The following is a 16538-nucleotide window of genomic DNA, read 5'->3' on the forward strand; positions in this document are numbered from 1 at the left end:
AAATTATAAAAATAGAGCTTCGATCTTTTGTGTAAAAAAGAAAAAAGTTCTATTTTTGCCTAAAATCTATAAGAAAAATGATGTTATCAGCATTTTGGCCGTTTTATCAGTTCCTTTGGACAGTTTACTTTATTACAATGTTCCTTGTAGGATTCTGGTGTATCTTTATGTTTTTTGGATTAGTAATCCCAATGTGGTTAAGTGAAGGTTTGATGGAATACTTCGGTAAAGTGAAGCCTTTCGATCCGGAAGATATCAGAAGAAAGAAAATATATGAACAAGAAGGAGTAGAAGTAATTTTCAATGAGCCTAAAGGTCACGGTCCTTTCTTACATGATAGTCACGGACATCATTAATTGATTGTCATTGCTTTTTCACCTTAATTCTGAAAAAGTAATATCAAAGCAAAACAACATATATAAAACCACTTAGTTAACTAGGTGGTTTTTCTTTTTATTCATTTCTCAACTTTTCCGGAGATATACCGAATTTTTTCTTGAAAGCCCGTGTGAAGTTCTGAACATATTCATATCCGCATTCAATGGCAATCTCCTTTATCATCACTTCTTTATCCACAATTAGCTTTTTAGCTTTAAGCATTCTAAGTTCTGAAATATAGTGATTGACTGTAATGTGATATTGAGTTTTGAACTCTTTTCTTATTATATTCTGGTTAACCCCAATAACTTTTCCTATTTCTTCTACCATTATCTTTCTATGGTAATTTTCATCAATATATTTTTTTATAAGTAAAGGAAGTTGAGGTGATGATGCAGTAATGTCCTTTTCGCTGAACTGTTCGAAAATTAAAATCAGTAGCTTAATAATTTTAGCCTCAATAAATAGTTTCTGCATAACACCTTTCTTAGAGCTGCTTGTCATTTCTTTCAGGATCATATGCATCTCGGCTGTCATATAAGGAGGTGTCTCTTTATGCAGAAACATATAATTGTTTTTAGTCATTTTTTCAAGAATTTCTGTGCTTTCCCTATTGGATTCGGGATTGATCAGTTTGAAAACATATTGATAACTGAGCTGAATCTGAAGATATTTTAATAGTTCCTGGCCCTCCGACCAGAGTTCTGCTTTATTTTCCAGAGGCGAATGATAAAGGATATATTGATTTTTTTTGAATAAAAACTGAATATTGTCATCCTGTGCTTCTAAATGAATGTCAGGACTTAGCATGAAAAGGAGATTAAAACTCAACGGGTTTTCAATCATATTGGATTTAGAAATCTTACCGGGACACAGGTTTTCCTGCATTATGATCTTAATGTCTTGGGATTTGAACAATAATCCTCTTTTAGATTCATCCTTTTCTGGATACTCTTTTACGGGCATGGTACTATTGGAAATTAAAGCGGGTATCAGATAACAAAAAGTTTGAAAATGATAACTCAGCGTTAGCCGACTCTACTAATTTTGCGCAAAGTTAAATTAAATTTAGAATAAATAAAAATAATATTCAGGATGCTCAAAAATTTACATTTTGCAATACGGAAAATTGGAGTGGGATTAGGCTTGATCGGTATTGCCAATACTTTTCTATATGCTCAACAGGGGGACGTTATTAATAGGTTACGGGTAGTTTCTGCTAAGAGGAATGTCAATAACCAGATAAGTATTGATACCTCAGGAAAGTATGGAGCTTCTTATGCTGATTTTTCCACCGGAAAAGTCTGTACAAATACCGATCCGGGAAATAATCCCGGAGATATAGGCTGTGTTTCTTTTACTTACAAAGAGGAGCCGGTTTCTTATAGCACGGTAAGAGGAAAAGATGGTAAAATATGGCTTCAGCAGAACTTAGGAAGTACTCAGGTAGCCACATCTATGTCTGATGAAGAATCGTATGGTGACCTGTTCCAATGGGGAAGATGGGACGACTGGCATCAGGTAAGAAACTCTCCTACTACCGGAACGCCGTCTCCAAACTCTCCGGATGGATTAGTGGGAATCAGCTCATTTATCACCGGATCATGGTGGGCAGGGAATACTTTAACTGACCAATGGACGGGCAATAGTGCAGCATCGATAAGTTCTAATGAAGGATTTGACCCTTGTAAGGCAATAGGACAGGGATGGAAAATGCCAAGTCAGACAGACTGGGTAGCTTTACAAAATGCTGAAGTGATCAATAATCCTACTGCCGCTTATAACAGCACTCTGAAATTGCCTGCTGCCGGTTATAGGGGATCAACAACGGGAGATTTTACTTTTGTGGGTCAAAGAGGGTATTACTGGAGTTCTACACCTTCATCATCAGGAGCTAAATATTTCTATATAGGGAGTGTATTAGGAAATGCTGCAGCAGGTGGTCCCAGAGGTCAGGGACAGTCAGTACGGTGTGTCAAGGAGGCTTCGTCTCTTGGGACCTCTGAAACTAAATTGAATACCGTGGGAATCTATCCTAATCCAACTAATGGAATTCTCCATATCAAAACAGGAACCCCTATAGAAAGCTTGAAAGTGGTAAATGAGGCAGGGCAGAGCGTTGAGGTTTTGCTTTCCAATAATGAAATTAATATGCGGGGATTTCCCAGTGGGATATATATTGTACAGTTAAAATTTAAGAATGGACAGCCTTTCTTTAAAAAGATTGTAAAGAAATGATTTTTACATAGCTGTACATCATTAGTAATCCCTTTAAAAGACAGTTCATTTTTTAGTTAAATACTCTATGTATTTATTTTAAAGCCCCAGGTTGATATGGGGCTTTTACCTATTGTATTTATTTCTTCTGAATGAGTTAAAAATCTAATTTAAGTGGTATATCTTAAAAAATAAATTATTTTAGTAAGATATTAATTGAAAAAGACAGATTTTTATGAAGAAATTTTATTCCGGAGTTCTGGTATTGTTGACAGTCCTTCTTTTTGGACAAATTAATTATACCATTACACCAAGCCCGTTTAATGAAACGGATCAGATTACATTGACTATACCAGGAGATCAGATTGATGAATCTGTCTGGGGAGTAACCAATAATGCCATTTACATATGGTCATGGTCTTTGGATGCCACTTATGCTAATAGTCAGGATTGTCCTACGAATGGGAGTTGGAATAACTCAGATGATTTGAATAAATTAAATTACGATTCAACTACAGATGCTTATTCTTTAACCTTTACCCCAACCTCTTTTTTTAGCAGAACCGGAATCGGAATGTTTGGCTTCCTTTTAAAAGATAAGACCGGAAGTCATCAAACCTCGGATACCTTTGTCAATGTAGGTGTATTAAGCTTGACCCTCACTAATCCTTTGACTAATAGTCTGACTTCAGTGCCTTCAGGAACCTCTGTTAACATTGCAGCGACGACGAATGTAAACTCTACTTTCCAGTTAAAAGCTAATGGGACAGTCATGCACTCCACTTCCACACCCTCTTTGTCATATTCATACAATTACACAGTGGGAGCTGATGCCAATATGGAGTTAATGGCTACAGATAATCTAAATTCAAAGAGTGCAACATTTATCTTACAGGTTCCTAGGAATGTCGTTTCTGAAGCTATTCCCAGCTGGATAAGACAGGGGATTAATTATCATCCGACAGATCAGACAAAGGTGGGACTTGCACTATATGCCCCTTTTAAAAATTTTGTTCATGTGATCGGAAGTTTTAATAACTGGGCTGTAAATGACGCATATCTGATGAAAAGGGATACGGCTAATCCTGATCTTTACTGGATAGAATTAAATGGCCTTACTCCTCAGCAACTCTATACTTTTCAGTATAGAACCAATGATTTGAAAAAAGTAGCAGATCCATTTTCTCCGCAGATCCTTTCTTCTTATGATGACCAGTGGATTTCATCTGCAACCTATCCTAATTTGCCTGTTTTTCCAGCTGGACAGGATTTTGAAGTTTCCATGTTCAAAACAGGGCAAGTTCCTTATAATTGGCAAACTACAAATTTCCAAAGACCCAATAAAGAGAATCTAATTGTTTATAAGCTACTGGTAAGAGATTTCACTCTTGAAAAAAACTGGCAGTCTTTGATTAATAAGATTACTTATTTAAAGAATTTAAATATCAATGCTATTGAGCTTCTTCCTATTATGGAGTTTGACGGAAATGTGTCCTGGGGATATAATACCTCTTTTCATTATGCTTTAGATAAAGCTTATGGGACGCCTGAGAAATTGAAGGAGTTTATTGATTTGTGTCACCAGAATGGAATTGCAGTCATTTTAGATATTGCATTTAATCATGCTACAGGAAGGTCTCCGTTGGTAAGGCTTTGGAATGTTGATCCGGATGGAGATGGTTATGGAGATGTTGCTGCAAACAATCCTTATTTTAATCAGGTTCCAAAACACTCCTATAATGTTTTCAATGATTTTAACCATTCAAACCCTGCAACTAAATATTACGTTGAAAGAGCCTTGCAACAGTGGCTGACAGAGTATAAAGTGGATGGGTTTCGCTGGGATCTTACCAAAGGTTTTACTCAAAACTGTTCAGAAAATGACGAGAACTGTACCAATGCCTATCAGCAAGACCGGGTAGATGTTTTAAAAAATTATGCGGATAAACAATGGGCAATTGATCCGGGCTCTTATATGATTTTTGAACATTTAGGTACAGATACCGAAGAACAGGAATGGGCAAATTACAGAGTAGCAGAAGGAAAAGGGGTTCTTCTTTGGAATAAACAGACTGAACCATATAACCAAAATACAATGGGATATAACGAAAACAGTAATTATGATAGAATGGATCATAAGCTCCATGGGTTTACCGATATGCATGCTATTGGATATGGGGAGAGTCATGATGAAGAGAGGCTAATGTATAAAAACCTTGAATATGGAGCTATTAATGGGACTTATAGTGTAAAAAATCTAAATACTGCCCTTGAAAGAATGAAAACTTTTGGCGCTACATTTTTTACGATTCCTGGCCCGAAGATGATCTGGCAGTTTGGTGAACTTGGATATGAATTCAGTATTAACAGGTGTGCGGATGGTTCTATAAATAGTGGATGCAGGACAGATGAAAAGCCGATTGCTTTTATCTTGGGATATGATACTCAGGTTAACAGAAAGGCTGTTTATGATACGTGGGCACAATTGATTAATATCCGCAATACACACCCGGTATTTCAATCAAAAACATATACGGTGGAATCGAATAATCTAAGTAATGATCCCGATGGATTAATTACCAGGATTTTTGTTTATGACAACGCTCTGACTAGCGGGGTAAAGAATGTTGTTGTGCTGGCGAATTACAATACTACTGCAAAAAATGTTGTTCCTTATTTTCCATACACAGGTCAATGGCAGAATTTAATGGATAATACGACGTTAAACATCACTTCCACTATGACTCCTATAACACTTCAGCCAGGAGAGTTCAGGGTTTTTGGAAATTATACGGGGAATTTGTCTGTTATTGATGAGAATACAAAAAATAAATTATCATTACAAATTGCAGATAATCCTGTAACGAACAACGTTGCTCAATTGATTTACCATAAGGCTAAAAATGGTTCAATTTTCATTTATGATATAAGTGGAAAAAAGATGGATTCATTCCAACTCAAAAATGAAGAGGGAATCTATGAGTTAAACTTGAACTATCCGGCAGGTATTTATCTTGTTCATTTAAAGTCCGATAATGGGATTGCTATCCAGAAAATGGTCGTTAAATAACATTGGTTAAGAGAGTGTTTTCTTATTTGAACAGTATAAGAGCCTGTTTAAAAAAGTAATAATAAAAAATAGTAAGGGTTAAAAGTTGCATAAAAATTGTCATTTTAGAGTTGCAAAAGAAAAAAACATCAATGTATCCAACAGACTTAACCCAAACTCAGTGGCAATTTATAAAAAAAGCATTAGATTTTGATGACAGAAAACGAAAATATGATTTGGTTGTCATTTGGAATGCTATCAGTTATTTAGTAAAAACAGGCTGTCAATGGAGACTTTTACCTCATGATTTTCCCAAATGGCAATTGGTTTATTACTATTATTCAAAATGGTCAAATCTGGAGATTTTCGATTTATTATTATCAAAATTGAGAGAGGAAGTACGACGAAACAGGGGTCAGAAAGCGCAGGCAAGTTTAGGAATTATTGACAGTCAAAGTGTTCGTTGGGGAAATAACCGTTCACTCAATGGCTTTGACGGAGGTAAAAAAATAAAAGGAATCAAGAGACACGTTGTGGTAGACAAAAATGGTTTTTTGTTAGCCGTAATGGTAAGTGTAGCCAATGTTCATGAGAGTAAGGCTGCATTGTTACTGATCAAAACACTGCGATATTTACTAATTCCGCTTCAGGTAATCCTGGCGGACGGAGGTTATAGAGGAGAGATTATTGAGGAAATAAGAATTAAGTTTAATTATATCATTCAGATCGTAATGCGGAGTGACAAAAAAGTAAAAGGGTTTGAGCCAATTCATAAACGATGGATTATAGAGCGTACATTTGCTTGGTTTGATAACGATAGAAGATTATGCAGAAATTATGAACTCTTAATGGAATCCTCTGAAAACATGGTCAAATTATCCGCCATAAAATTATTACTGAATAAAATTTAAACAGACTCTAAGTATTTTTTAATAAAACTACTTATACTGTTCAATAAAATAATATAGAAGATTATACTAGTAATGCTATGGTCGGGAATAGAAATTTTGGTAAATTGAAATGTAGATATTTGCCAAATTATATTAATGGTGGCAACTGGAAAGTAGATGATTTGTTTCCAGCTAAACAATACTTGTGTTATTATAAAAAGCATGATGATGATGATGTTAAATAATCCATAACATAAAAGAAATATTTTTTTTTTATGTTGTTTTTTAATCCATTCTATCGGCTTTTTTATAAAAGACTTAATTTCTATACCTGATTTTTCAAGTAAATTTGACGTTGAAGAAATGTCTGATAATAGCCAATAACCATCTGATCTGATGAATGGGAAAATCTGTAGTACACAATAAAATGCTGTAAAATAAGAAAGCAAAAGAAATAAGGCATCTTGCGATAATAAATATAAGATATAAAAGAAAAGCATACACCAGAATTGCATGTAAACTCCTGCTAAATTTGTAATAATACGTTCTTCTTTATGAGAATGCCATATTGCTGAAATATTAGAATAGAGTACCGGGAAAATTATATAAATTCCTAAACCGATTTCACCGTTTTTGCCTGTAAATCTTTTACATGCTGAAATGTGGCCTATCTCATGCAGGAAAATGGTGAGGCCGTAAGGTAAGAAGATCCATATTGAAGAAAAGTTTTCTATCGAAGATAAAGAGGTGGAGAAAAGTAAAAATACAGCTAATGAAGATAAACATGTAAATGTAATCCAAAATGATCTTTTTTGAAATAAAAAAGATATGTATTCTGCTATTCTCCCGGCTTTATCAGGAGTTAAAAGTTCTTTTTGAAAACGAATAAAACTCTTTGATTTTTTGACTTTCTCAGAATTTCTCAAAATGGGGATTTCTAAAAATATCTCTTCTATAAGGTAAATGAATTCATTTTCTGTAATATCTTCATTTTTGAAAATCAAATTGAATGTTTCTGTTGCCTCTTTGTATGTTATAGCAGCAGAAAGAATATTAATCAGTTCCTTAGTCTCACTGTTAATGGTAAAATACTTTCCCGAAATTTCTAATATCCAATTTCCAGTTTGCTGCTGAGAAATGATATAATTATTTTTGATTATAGCCATTATACATTTTTTGTGAGATTTAAAATTAATTTTATATTTTTTTCAAAATCAATTAATGTTTTAGTAGCCCATTGGTTTAATTCATTAAAATTATTTTTTGCAGCAATGTTTTTAGCTGCAACGAGGTTATCTTTACTATATTGCATGAGTTCTTCGGCAATTCCAGAAACATAGAATACCCTTTCCTCAAATCTGTCGAGGTCCAGTTCATTAAATAGATTATTATTTTTTATAAACTCTTTTACAAGGGAGCGGGCATACGTCCATTGATTATTGATGGTGTCTGAGTGGAAATCTTCTACATCATCATTCATTTGTATGGCTTTAAATATGTGTGTGTAAGCTTCTTTTAGTTGTTCGATATCATGAAGAGGTTCAAATATAAAATGAAGACCAATAATAGGAATATAAGCAAGACAATGTTTGCCAATTGCATATTTCTCAAAATCTTCTAAGGTATATTTAGTTTGCAAAGTCATATTGTTTTTCTCTTTCAAGATTGTTGTATAATAAATAAAATTTTGTTCATTGAGATGGTTCCAAAATATGTGATTATCAGGAAAAATTTTGATTAAATTTTTTATAGCTTCCTGATAATTTTTTATAGCATGAAAAGGTTGTTTTTTTAGTTCTTGTGCGGATGTTTGGCTATAATTACCGTCCATCATTCTATCTATTTCCAGTGTAAAATATGAAAAGCATTCAACTGAAGTATTAAACTTATTAAGTAATTCTGTATCGTGGATGATAAAATTGCTTTTTAAAAAATAAACTTGATTTCTAAAAAAAAAGGGGATTGGTTTTTGATTGTTCATTGTGTAAAGTTTTAGTTTTAAAGTGCCTGTCCTTACAGGCACTTTTTAGGGGTTTTAATAAAATACTTCACCTCCACCTGTTCCTGGGTCAGGATTCGGATTAACAATTATAGGTGGAATATATGGAGTTGGTGCGGGAGTGGGCTGTGGTTGGTACCATGGTTTAGGAACGCAATAATAAAAAGTAAACTCTTTACGTTCTTCAAGTTTCTCGATAGAAAACTTAGCTAATTTTTCATTTAAATTTTTCATAAATTATATTTATAGGGTTAAAGATTATAATTGTTTTGCGAGTATGTTAATATATCACGTGTACCGGTTTCCAATCACATTAGTATTTTTATGATTGGGATACTCTGGTCTTTTAAAATGATACTGTAATCAAGAGTGTTTACTTATATAGAAAAATTTGGATTAAATTTTCTATAGCAAGTTTTCTGATGTACTATTGTGATTGCTAATTATAATATATCATTTTAGAGTACCTTTAAGCCAGATGTTTTTTAATAAAATACTTCGTCCCCGCCTGTTCCTGGGTCAGAATTTGGGTTGACGGTAGGAGGTATATTATATAAGGATTTGATAAAGGAGCATTAGCTGACTGTGGCTGGCACCATGGTTTAGGAATGGAGTAATAGAAAGTAAACTCTTTACGTTCTTCAAATTTCTCAATAGAGAACTTAGCTGATTTTTTGTTTGAATTTTTCATAAAATTGTATTTATCGGTTAAAAATTATAATGGTCTTGCAAGTATGTTAAGTTTGTCACTTTTACCATTTCCCCAAATCACGGTAAAATCTTCATTAGGTGAGTTTCTCGATGCAATGCCAGCACCTTTTAAAACAATGGTATAATTTCCCGCAGGTAGTACTGCTTCACAGGTAGGGTTGAGTCTAAATGTCTCCGTCATCGAGCTAGGGGTTCTATTTGAGTATGTGAAGCCATCAGTGATATAACTTGAGTTTAGTGTAATTCCACTCGATGCAGGTGCGTTTGTAAAAGAGATAATAGCAACAAGAGCTTTGTTTTTGCCGTCCGTAATTGTTTCTCCTGATGGGCTTTGTATGGTGGCTGAAAGTATTGAAGATATATATATAACAGATCTTTGTTCAAGTGTAAAAGAGGTTGTTAGTAGATTGTCGGTAAGTTGATAAGTCTCATTTGCCTGGATATTTAATCTTGTAGGTGTGAGAATGGCGTCTTCACCAGGCTGTGTATATGTCCCACATATTTGCATACCTTTTTTTACTGATGTGTCACCATTATGGTCTACATACAAAGGGGAGGTTGTATTACTGCCTGTAAAAATATTGGGATTATTATCTATATTGAGACCATCCACTCTAATTGTTGGCTTCGTGAGACTAATACCCGTGTTTCCAATATTGGAAGTAGAAATGCTGGAAACTCCACTTACATGAAGTTTTTCTTTAGGGTTATTGGTCATGATTCCAAAATTTTCCTGTGAGAAAATATAAGGACTGGTTAATAAACCTAGTATATATAGTAATTTTGTATAATTGTTCATTGTTTAATAATTGTAATGGTTACCTTTAGATTACTGTATAGGATAAGCTACTATGCTTATTGTGTCTGAGCCTTCTCCACATATAATTCTCAATGATGTTTGCGTAGATTCAGTTTCTACAAAAAGATCAATATCCAAAGTATAATTACCTTGATAAAGAAATAAGGTATCATCGGAGGAGATATATAAAACTCCTGACCCATCGATATTGTCTACTACATTATTGTATGTACGTAATGACTCTCCAAAGTAAGCATTTTGCTCTGTAGAAATTCCTGAAGGAGCTGTTGAGAATCTGAATCTTGTCCCCCAGAGTCTGCTGGAACCATCAGTAATTGCACTGCCATCAGTAGCCTTTAAAAAGCGGAAACTAGTTATAGAATTGAATTTAATAAGGCAAGGAAAAGGAATGTCAAAATTGAAAGAGCGGATGGTTGAATTTGTTGAGGTTGTTTTCGGAGTTTGATTAATTATAATAGGAGATGGTATATAATCTTTTTCTGAATTAAGAGTATTAATAGGATCAATGAATAAAAGAGGTATTGCTAAAGGATGAGATAAAACTAAATCCCCCTCATCAGTAACTGAGACTGGACATATATTATTTGCGAATTGATTGATGTTACTTAATCCGTCGACCCTTACGGTGGGCCTTACAATATTTACAGAAGTCTCTGGAATAGGGGTCGATGATGTCTTACCAGAAACATGAAGCGCCTTTTGGGGATTAGTGGTTGAAATTCCAACTTGAGCTAATGCAATGCTAGTATTAAGTATAGATAAACTTAAAAGTAATGCTTTTTTCATATTTTGTGTGTTTATTGTTTTTTAATAGCTTACAGGAGTAATACTTATAAGCATCTGTTGTGTGTTCTGGCTTATACGATTAATCGAAAAATTCATATTAGGGTCTTGTGAGTATCCATAAAGAACAAGTGTGTAATCACCTTTAGGTAGGTATAAATCTTTTTTGGGCTCAATATAAAATGATCCGTCTAACTGAGCTCCTTCATTATTGGTACTGTGAGAAATGATACTCTGTCCAAAAGAAATATCGGTTGAAATGTTGGAAGGAGCTTGTGTTAATTTGAAATAGCTTCCAAACAATCTGGCTTGCCCATTTTTTAACAATGTATTTGATGAAATCTGATTAGTTATTGACATTCCTATTCTCGCTTCCATATGAACTATTGATGGAAATTCTAAAGTGAATGTTTTACTTGTTACAGGTTGTTCTGTAGCTCCTTTTATGTCAGTTTGGGGTAAGGGAGCCAACCTGTAAAATTGATTGGTTAGAGAATTGTTTAGGATAACTAGATTTCCTTCAGAGTCAGAAAAGACTCTTTTTTTTGATAGGGAATTTTCATGAGCAGTATTATTTTGGCTATTAAGTCCATCAATTCTGATAATGGGCTGTGATGTATCTTTTCCAAAACCAGATATGTGTAAATCTTGTTGTGGAAAAGATGTATTAATCCCTACCTGCGCATTAATCAATATGTTGAATAATATAAGTGATAATGCGACTAGTAATATTTTTTGATTTTTCATCTTTGCTTGTGATTTAGAATTTATTTCGTTGATTGATAGATCAAATGTATGTATTATTTTTTTAAATAATTATTAAAAAACTAGCTTTATATGGCATTAATTAAACTTAATTTATTTTTTTAATTTATTTTTTAAACTATTACAGCTGTAATGTGTTTGTTGTTGATTTGTTTGTATTTTTTTTCATTTTTTCATTTTTAAATAATATTGATTAAAACAAAACATAAATAATCCATTATTGATTAACTATAACTTATAATTATTAATAATTATAAGTTGAAAATATCATTAAAAAAATACAATGTGTAGCATATAATATTTTTTTATTCTTTTTTGATATTTTATGAATTTATTTTATATACATGCGTTGGGAAGTAGCTTAATATTTGGCGAATTTTTCTAGAGAGGCTTAATGATCAAAAGAGTTTATTATTTATAAAAGATATAATTTTCAATTGATTGTTCTTGCTGGTGTTTTAAAATATAATGGGTTTTTAAAACTGAATATTTTTTAAAGAGAGTCTTATTTTATTTTCTCCAACTTAGATTTGGAGATGGGTGAAAGTATTTTTTGTTCCAATTTATATAATATACTGGACTACATTTTTTAACATTTGTCAATAGGCTGATTAGATGAGAAAGGAATGAAATAGAGATCGTTAATATATATTTTTGAAGACTTTGATAAATAGTGAAGCTGGTCTAGGTTAGGAAATAAAAAGTCTTAGGAAATTATTTTATCTTTTTTAGATTGAAGTCTTTCTGAATCAGAAAACTAAAGGAGTTTTAAATTGAATTAATAATTCATATCTTTGCACCCACAAAATTTCTATAATGTCTAAGTCGTTAATTCCAAAATTAGAAGCTATAAAGCAAAGATATAATGAGGTTGCGGACCTTATTATCCAGCCTGATGTTATTTCAGATCAGAAAAGATACTCTTCTCTGAATAAAGAATATAGCGATTTGGGAAAGATTGTCAAAGTTTACGATCAATACAAATCTGCTCTGGATGCCATTCAGGAATCTGATGAGATCATTGCTGATGGTTCGGACAGAGACCTGGTAGATTTGGCAAAAGAAGAGAAGTTAGAAGCACAGGGTAAGATTCCCGGATTAGAGGAAGAACTAAAAGTATTGTTAATTCCGAAAGATCCTGCTGATGATAAAAATATTATTGTAGAATTACGTGCCGGAACAGGAGGTGATGAAGCCGCAATTTTTGTAGAAGATATCTATAGAATGTATTCTATGTACTTTAAAACGAAAGGCTGGAGACACGAAATTACTGATTCTAATGAAGCTGCAAAGGGATATAAGGAACTGATCATGAAGGTGGAAGGTGAAGGCGTGTATGGGATCATGAAGTTCGAATCCGGAGTTCACCGTGTACAGCGTGTTCCTGAAACTGAATCTCAGGGAAGAGTTCATACTTCTGCAATTACAATTGCTGTTTTACCCGAAGCTGAAGAAGTAGATTTCGAATTAAATCCTGCGGATATCGAAATGCAGACTTCACGCTCAGGTGGAGCTGGAGGACAGAACGTAAACAAGGTTGAAACTAAAGTTCAATTGACACACAAGCCATCAGGATTAGTTGTGGTATGTCAACAGGCTCGTTCTCAGTTGGCTAACCGTGAATTGGCGATGGAAATGCTAAGAACGAAACTATACGATATCGAATTGCAAAAAGTTCAGGGTGATATTGCCGCACAACGTAAATCAATGGTATCTACCGGAGACCGTTCTGCAAAGATTAAAACCTATAATTATCCACAAGGAAGAGTCACAGATCACAGGATTAATAAATCGATGTATAATCTGGATGCTTATATGAATGGGGATATTTCTGAGATGATTGACGCCGTAATTATGGCTGAAAATGCAGAAAAAATGAAAGGAGAAGAAGATAATTATTAAGATTCTTAAAATAAATATAAAAAGCCTCTGATTTTTTAGAGGCTTTTTTATTTTTAATGCTCAAATTCAACATATCAAAACAAAATATAAACTATGAAAAATTACAAGACTATTTTATTTTTACTATTAGCACTCTTCGGTCATGCTTTTAAGGCTCAGGAAGTCAATAAGCCCGCGGAAGTTTTTGGTTTTTATTTTAATACTTTTATTAAATATGATCATGCTGCCCTTGTAAACCTAAATAATTACTTAAGACCAACGGTTGAAGGTAAAGACGCTTATCAAATAAACTTTCAGGAATCATCGGAACAAATGATAAAAGTTAGTACAGATAGTTTTTTATCAATGTTCCCAGCCAATACAGCGAGTGCGTGTAAAGTGGAGGCAGAAAATTATTTCAGGGCGTTATCTGATAACTTTAAACAAGGAAAGCTATCAGTGAAGGAAGTCAAACTGGTTCAGAATGAATATGTACAAGATCAGAAAATTGCGAACATAGCCTATTCTGTGAGCTTTAAGGTTCCCTCTAAGTTACCAGATCTGCCCTTGTCGGATCCTAAAAAGGTAAAGAGTGACGAATTGAAAAAGTATCTGGCTGAAAGTACCGAAAAATTTAAGAATGCTGACAAAATAGTAACCACAGAACAGGAATTTAGTTTATATGAGCTTAAGGAAGGAACAAAGATTTATTATTGGAATGGAAGTCCCGATAAAATTGTTTCAACACTTACAGACTTCTATTTTGAAAATTTTGGTGGAAAATAATAAATATTGTATAACATTGATTGTTATAAAGAACCTTCGTTTTTCGGAGGTTTTTTTTATTTAAAGAGATTATGTATTTTTGATAAAATCCTTCGAAATGAATTTTAAACCTATTTTATTAACGGCTGGAGTTTTGTTTTCAGCATCTTTTTATTCACAAAAAATGAATTATCCTAAAGCATTAAAAGGGAATCAGACAGATACTTATTTCGGAACTGCAGTAGCAGATCCGTTCAGAGATTTGGAAAATGATTCAGAACCTACTAAAAAATGGGTAGATGAAGAGGTGGCTTTTAGCCAGGATTATCTCTCAAAAATCCCTTTCAGGGAAAAAATCAAAAGCCAGCTAAAGGATATTTGGAATTATAAAAAGATCTCAGCTCCTTTTAAAGAAGGGGAGTATACCTATTATTCTAAAAATGATGGTTTACAGGCACAATCCGTTTTATACAGAACCAATAATAAAACAAAGGCTACAGAAGTATTTCTGGACCCGAATAAATTTTCAGAAAAGGGAACTACTTCACTTTCTCAGCTTTCATTTAATAAAAAAGGAAACTTAGCGGCCTATTCTATTTCGGAAGGCGGAAGTGACTGGAATAAAATCATTATTCTTGATGCGATCACTAAGAAGCAAATCGATGAAACATTAGTTGATGTGAAATTCAGTGGGATTTCATGGCAGGGAGATGAAGGCTTCTATTATTCAAGCTACGATAAACCGAAAGAAGGGACTGTGCTTTCAGGAATGACAGATAAACATAAGGTTTACTTTCATAAATTGGGGACAAAACAATCTGAAGATCAGTTAATCTTTGGGGGTGAAAAAACACCAAGAAGATATTTAGGAGCTGGTGTTTCTGAAGATCAGCGTTACCTTATTATTTCTGCCGCTAACGCTACTAATGGGAATGAATTATATATCAAAGATCTAAAGAATGGAGGAGACTTTATTCAGATTAATAAAGGATTTGATATCAACGCCCGTATAGTAGACACAGAAGGAGATGATCTTTTTATTTTTACAGATAAGGATGCTCCGAATATGCGTTTGGTGAAAACAAGTATCAAAAACCCTTCTCCTGAGAGTTGGAAAGATGTTATTCCTGAGACGAAAAATGTATTAGGAATTTCTTCAGGCGGAGGTTATTTCTTTGCCACTTATATGGTTGATGCTATCGACCAGGTAAAGCAATATGACAAAACAGCAAAACTGATCAGGGAAATTTCACTTCCTGGAAAAGGGAATATTTCCGGTTTTGGAGGAAAAGAAAAGGAGAAAGAGCTTTATTTTTCTTTTACCAATTATATTACTCCGGGGACCATCTATAAATTCAATGCAGACTCCGGTCAGTCAGAAGTATATCAAAAGCCGAAAGTAAAATTTAATCCTGAAGATTATATTTCAGAACAGGTATTTTATACATCAAAAGACGGAACTAAAATTCCGATGATGATCAATTATAAAAAAGGAACAAAACTGAATGGTAAGAATCCAACTATTCTTTATTCTTACGGAGGCTTTAACATCAGTCTGCAACCTGCCTTCTCTGTTGTCAATGCAATATGGATGGAGAATGGTGGTATTTATGCTGTTCCGAATATCCGTGGTGGAGGTGAGTATGGTAAGAAATGGCACGATGCAGGAACTAAAATGCAGAAGAAAAATGTGTTTAATGATTTCATTGCTGCGGGAGAGTATTTACAAAGTAAAGGATATACTTCAAAAGAGTACATGGCACTTTCTGGGAGATCAAATGGAGGGTTGCTTGTTGGGGCTACCATGACGATGAGACCTGATTTGGCGAAAGTTGCATTTCCGGGTGTAGGGGTACTGGATATGTTGAGGTACAACAAGTTTACAGCAGGAGCTGGTTGGTCTTATGATTATGGTACTGCGGAAGACAATAAGGAAATGTTTGAATACCTAAAATCTTATTCGCCTGTACATAATGTAAAATCTGGAACATGTTACCCATCTACGATGATTATTACCAGTGATCATGACGATAGGGTAGTTCCTGCACATTCATTTAAGTTTGGAGCAGAGCTACAGGAAAAGCAAGCTTGTAAAAATCCTATTCTACTAAGAATTGAGAAAAATGCCGGACATGGTGCCGGAAGATCAACGGAGCAGGTTATTGGAGAAAATGCTGATTTACTCTCTTTTGCTCTTTTCGAAATGGGGATTAAAAACATTAAATAATTCACCTAATGGAGTTTAAAAACGGCCGGCTCTATTAGAGTTGGCCGTTTTTT

Annotated in this window: 15 protein-coding genes; 7 read left to right on the forward strand and 8 right to left on the reverse strand. The window is 33.8% G+C overall.

Features of this window, described 5'->3' with window-relative positions; genetic code table 11:
- The first annotated feature begins 77 nt into the window (after positions 1-77).
- A complete protein-coding gene (locus CJF12_RS15130; RefSeq protein WP_034681486.1) occupies positions 78-356 on the forward strand; it encodes a hypothetical protein in 279 nt (92 codons plus the stop codon).
- A gap of 97 nt (positions 357-453) precedes the next feature.
- Here the strand turns inward: CJF12_RS15130 and CJF12_RS15135 are convergent, their stop codons facing one another.
- Positions 454-1344 (reverse strand): helix-turn-helix domain-containing protein, encoded by an 891-nt coding sequence (locus CJF12_RS15135; protein ID WP_034681487.1) that lies wholly within the window; start codon positions 1342-1344, stop codon positions 454-456.
- Between the two features lie 129 nt (positions 1345-1473).
- On the opposite strand from CJF12_RS15135, the gene CJF12_RS15140 reads away from it, so the two are divergent.
- From CJF12_RS15140 to CJF12_RS15150, 3 genes are all read left to right on the forward strand, one after another.
- Positions 1474-2616: a T9SS type A sorting domain-containing protein gene (locus CJF12_RS15140; RefSeq protein WP_034681488.1), complete on the forward strand. Its 1143-nt coding sequence runs from the start codon at positions 1474-1476 to the stop codon at positions 2614-2616.
- Positions 2617-2830: 214 nt separating this feature from the next.
- Positions 2831-5665 (forward strand): alpha-amylase family glycosyl hydrolase, encoded by a 2835-nt coding sequence (locus CJF12_RS15145; RefSeq protein WP_034681489.1) that lies wholly within the window; start codon positions 2831-2833, stop codon positions 5663-5665.
- A 131-nt stretch (positions 5666-5796) separates the two neighbouring features.
- Positions 5797-6555, forward strand: a complete 759-nt coding sequence (locus tag CJF12_RS15150) for an IS5 family transposase (protein ID WP_034681491.1) — start codon at positions 5797-5799, stop codon at positions 6553-6555.
- On the opposite strand, the gene CJF12_RS15155 is transcribed toward CJF12_RS15150, so the two are convergent.
- From CJF12_RS15155 to CJF12_RS15185, 7 genes are all read right to left on the reverse strand, one after another.
- Entirely contained in the window at positions 6552-7700 is a 1149-nt protein-coding gene (locus CJF12_RS15155) for a hypothetical protein (protein ID WP_034688041.1), read from the reverse strand. The two genes, CJF12_RS15150 and CJF12_RS15155, sit on opposite strands and share 4 nt — an antisense overlap.
- A complete protein-coding gene (locus CJF12_RS15160; RefSeq protein ID WP_034688043.1) occupies positions 7700-8515 on the reverse strand; it encodes a hypothetical protein in 816 nt (271 codons plus the stop codon). Before CJF12_RS15160 ends, CJF12_RS15155 begins: the two co-directional genes overlap by 1 nt.
- A gap of 54 nt (positions 8516-8569) precedes the next feature.
- Entirely contained in the window at positions 8570-8767 is a 198-nt protein-coding gene (locus tag CJF12_RS15165) for a hypothetical protein (RefSeq protein ID WP_034688045.1), read from the reverse strand.
- 235 nt (positions 8768-9002) lie between these two features.
- The gene (locus CJF12_RS15170) at positions 9003-9224 is read right to left on the reverse strand and encodes a hypothetical protein (protein ID WP_034688047.1); all 222 of its coding nucleotides are present in this window, start codon (positions 9222-9224) and stop codon (positions 9003-9005) included.
- A 24-nt stretch (positions 9225-9248) separates the two neighbouring features.
- Entirely contained in the window at positions 9249-10043 is a 795-nt protein-coding gene (locus CJF12_RS15175; protein ID WP_034688049.1) for a hypothetical protein, read from the reverse strand.
- A 30-nt stretch (positions 10044-10073) separates the two neighbouring features.
- Positions 10074-10850 carry a hypothetical protein gene (locus CJF12_RS15180; protein ID WP_034688052.1) on the reverse strand — a complete coding sequence of 259 codons (777 nt, stop codon included), beginning with the start codon at positions 10848-10850 and terminating at the stop codon, positions 10074-10076.
- 21 nt (positions 10851-10871) lie between these two features.
- On the reverse strand, positions 10872-11594 hold the full coding sequence (locus tag CJF12_RS15185) for a hypothetical protein (protein WP_131329605.1): 723 nt from the start codon (positions 11592-11594) through the stop codon (positions 10872-10874).
- An 834-nt stretch (positions 11595-12428) separates the two neighbouring features.
- Here CJF12_RS15185 and prfA point away from each other — a divergent pair.
- From prfA to CJF12_RS15200, 3 genes are all read left to right on the forward strand, one after another.
- Complete coding sequence (gene prfA, locus CJF12_RS15190; RefSeq protein WP_034688056.1) at positions 12429-13514, forward strand: peptide chain release factor 1; 1086 nt, start codon at positions 12429-12431, stop codon at positions 13512-13514.
- Positions 13515-13607: 93 nt separating this feature from the next.
- Positions 13608-14279, forward strand: a complete 672-nt coding sequence (locus tag CJF12_RS15195) for a hypothetical protein (RefSeq protein ID WP_034688059.1) — start codon at positions 13608-13610, stop codon at positions 14277-14279.
- A gap of 97 nt (positions 14280-14376) precedes the next feature.
- Positions 14377-16485: a prolyl oligopeptidase family serine peptidase gene (locus tag CJF12_RS15200; RefSeq protein ID WP_034688061.1), complete on the forward strand. Its 2109-nt coding sequence runs from the start codon at positions 14377-14379 to the stop codon at positions 16483-16485.
- The last annotated feature ends 53 nt before the right edge of the window (positions 16486-16538 follow it).

This window comes from Chryseobacterium piperi, assembly GCF_002285635.2.
Classification (GTDB): Bacteria; Bacteroidota; Bacteroidia; order Flavobacteriales; family Weeksellaceae; genus Chryseobacterium; species Chryseobacterium piperi.

Bases quoted from the DNA above. Each gene is read 5' to 3' on its own strand.
- CJF12_RS15185 (WP_131329605.1), bottom strand. From the start codon at position 11,594: ATGAAAAATCAAAAAATATTACTAGTCGCATTATCACTTATATTATTC.
- CJF12_RS15155 (WP_034688041.1), bottom strand. From the start codon at position 7,700: ATGGCTATAATCAAAAATAATTATATCATTTCTCAGCAGCAAACTGGA.
- CJF12_RS15150 (WP_034681491.1), top strand. From the start codon at position 5,797: ATGTATCCAACAGACTTAACCCAAACTCAGTGGCAATTTATAAAAAAA.
- CJF12_RS15135 (WP_034681487.1), bottom strand. From the start codon at position 1,344: ATGCCCGTAAAAGAGTATCCAGAAAAGGATGAATCTAAAAGAGGATTA.
- CJF12_RS15180 (WP_034688052.1), bottom strand. From the start codon at position 10,850: ATGAAAAAAGCATTACTTTTAAGTTTATCTATACTTAATACTAGCATT.
- CJF12_RS15160 (WP_034688043.1), bottom strand. From the start codon at position 8,515: ATGAACAATCAAAAACCAATCCCCTTTTTTTTTAGAAATCAAGTTTAT.
- CJF12_RS15145 (WP_034681489.1), top strand. From the start codon at position 2,831: ATGAAGAAATTTTATTCCGGAGTTCTGGTATTGTTGACAGTCCTTCTT.
- CJF12_RS15165 (WP_034688045.1), bottom strand. From the start codon at position 8,767: ATGAAAAATTTAAATGAAAAATTAGCTAAGTTTTCTATCGAGAAACTT.
- CJF12_RS15195 (WP_034688059.1), top strand. From the start codon at position 13,608: ATGAAAAATTACAAGACTATTTTATTTTTACTATTAGCACTCTTCGGT.
- CJF12_RS15130 (WP_034681486.1), top strand. From the start codon at position 78: ATGATGTTATCAGCATTTTGGCCGTTTTATCAGTTCCTTTGGACAGTT.
- CJF12_RS15175 (WP_034688049.1), bottom strand. From the start codon at position 10,043: ATGAACAATTATACAAAATTACTATATATACTAGGTTTATTAACCAGT.
- CJF12_RS15170 (WP_034688047.1), bottom strand. From the start codon at position 9,224: ATGAAAAATTCAAACAAAAAATCAGCTAAGTTCTCTATTGAGAAATTT.
- CJF12_RS15200 (WP_034688061.1), top strand. From the start codon at position 14,377: ATGAATTTTAAACCTATTTTATTAACGGCTGGAGTTTTGTTTTCAGCA.
- prfA (WP_034688056.1), top strand. From the start codon at position 12,429: ATGTCTAAGTCGTTAATTCCAAAATTAGAAGCTATAAAGCAAAGATAT.
- CJF12_RS15140 (WP_034681488.1), top strand. From the start codon at position 1,474: ATGCTCAAAAATTTACATTTTGCAATACGGAAAATTGGAGTGGGATTA.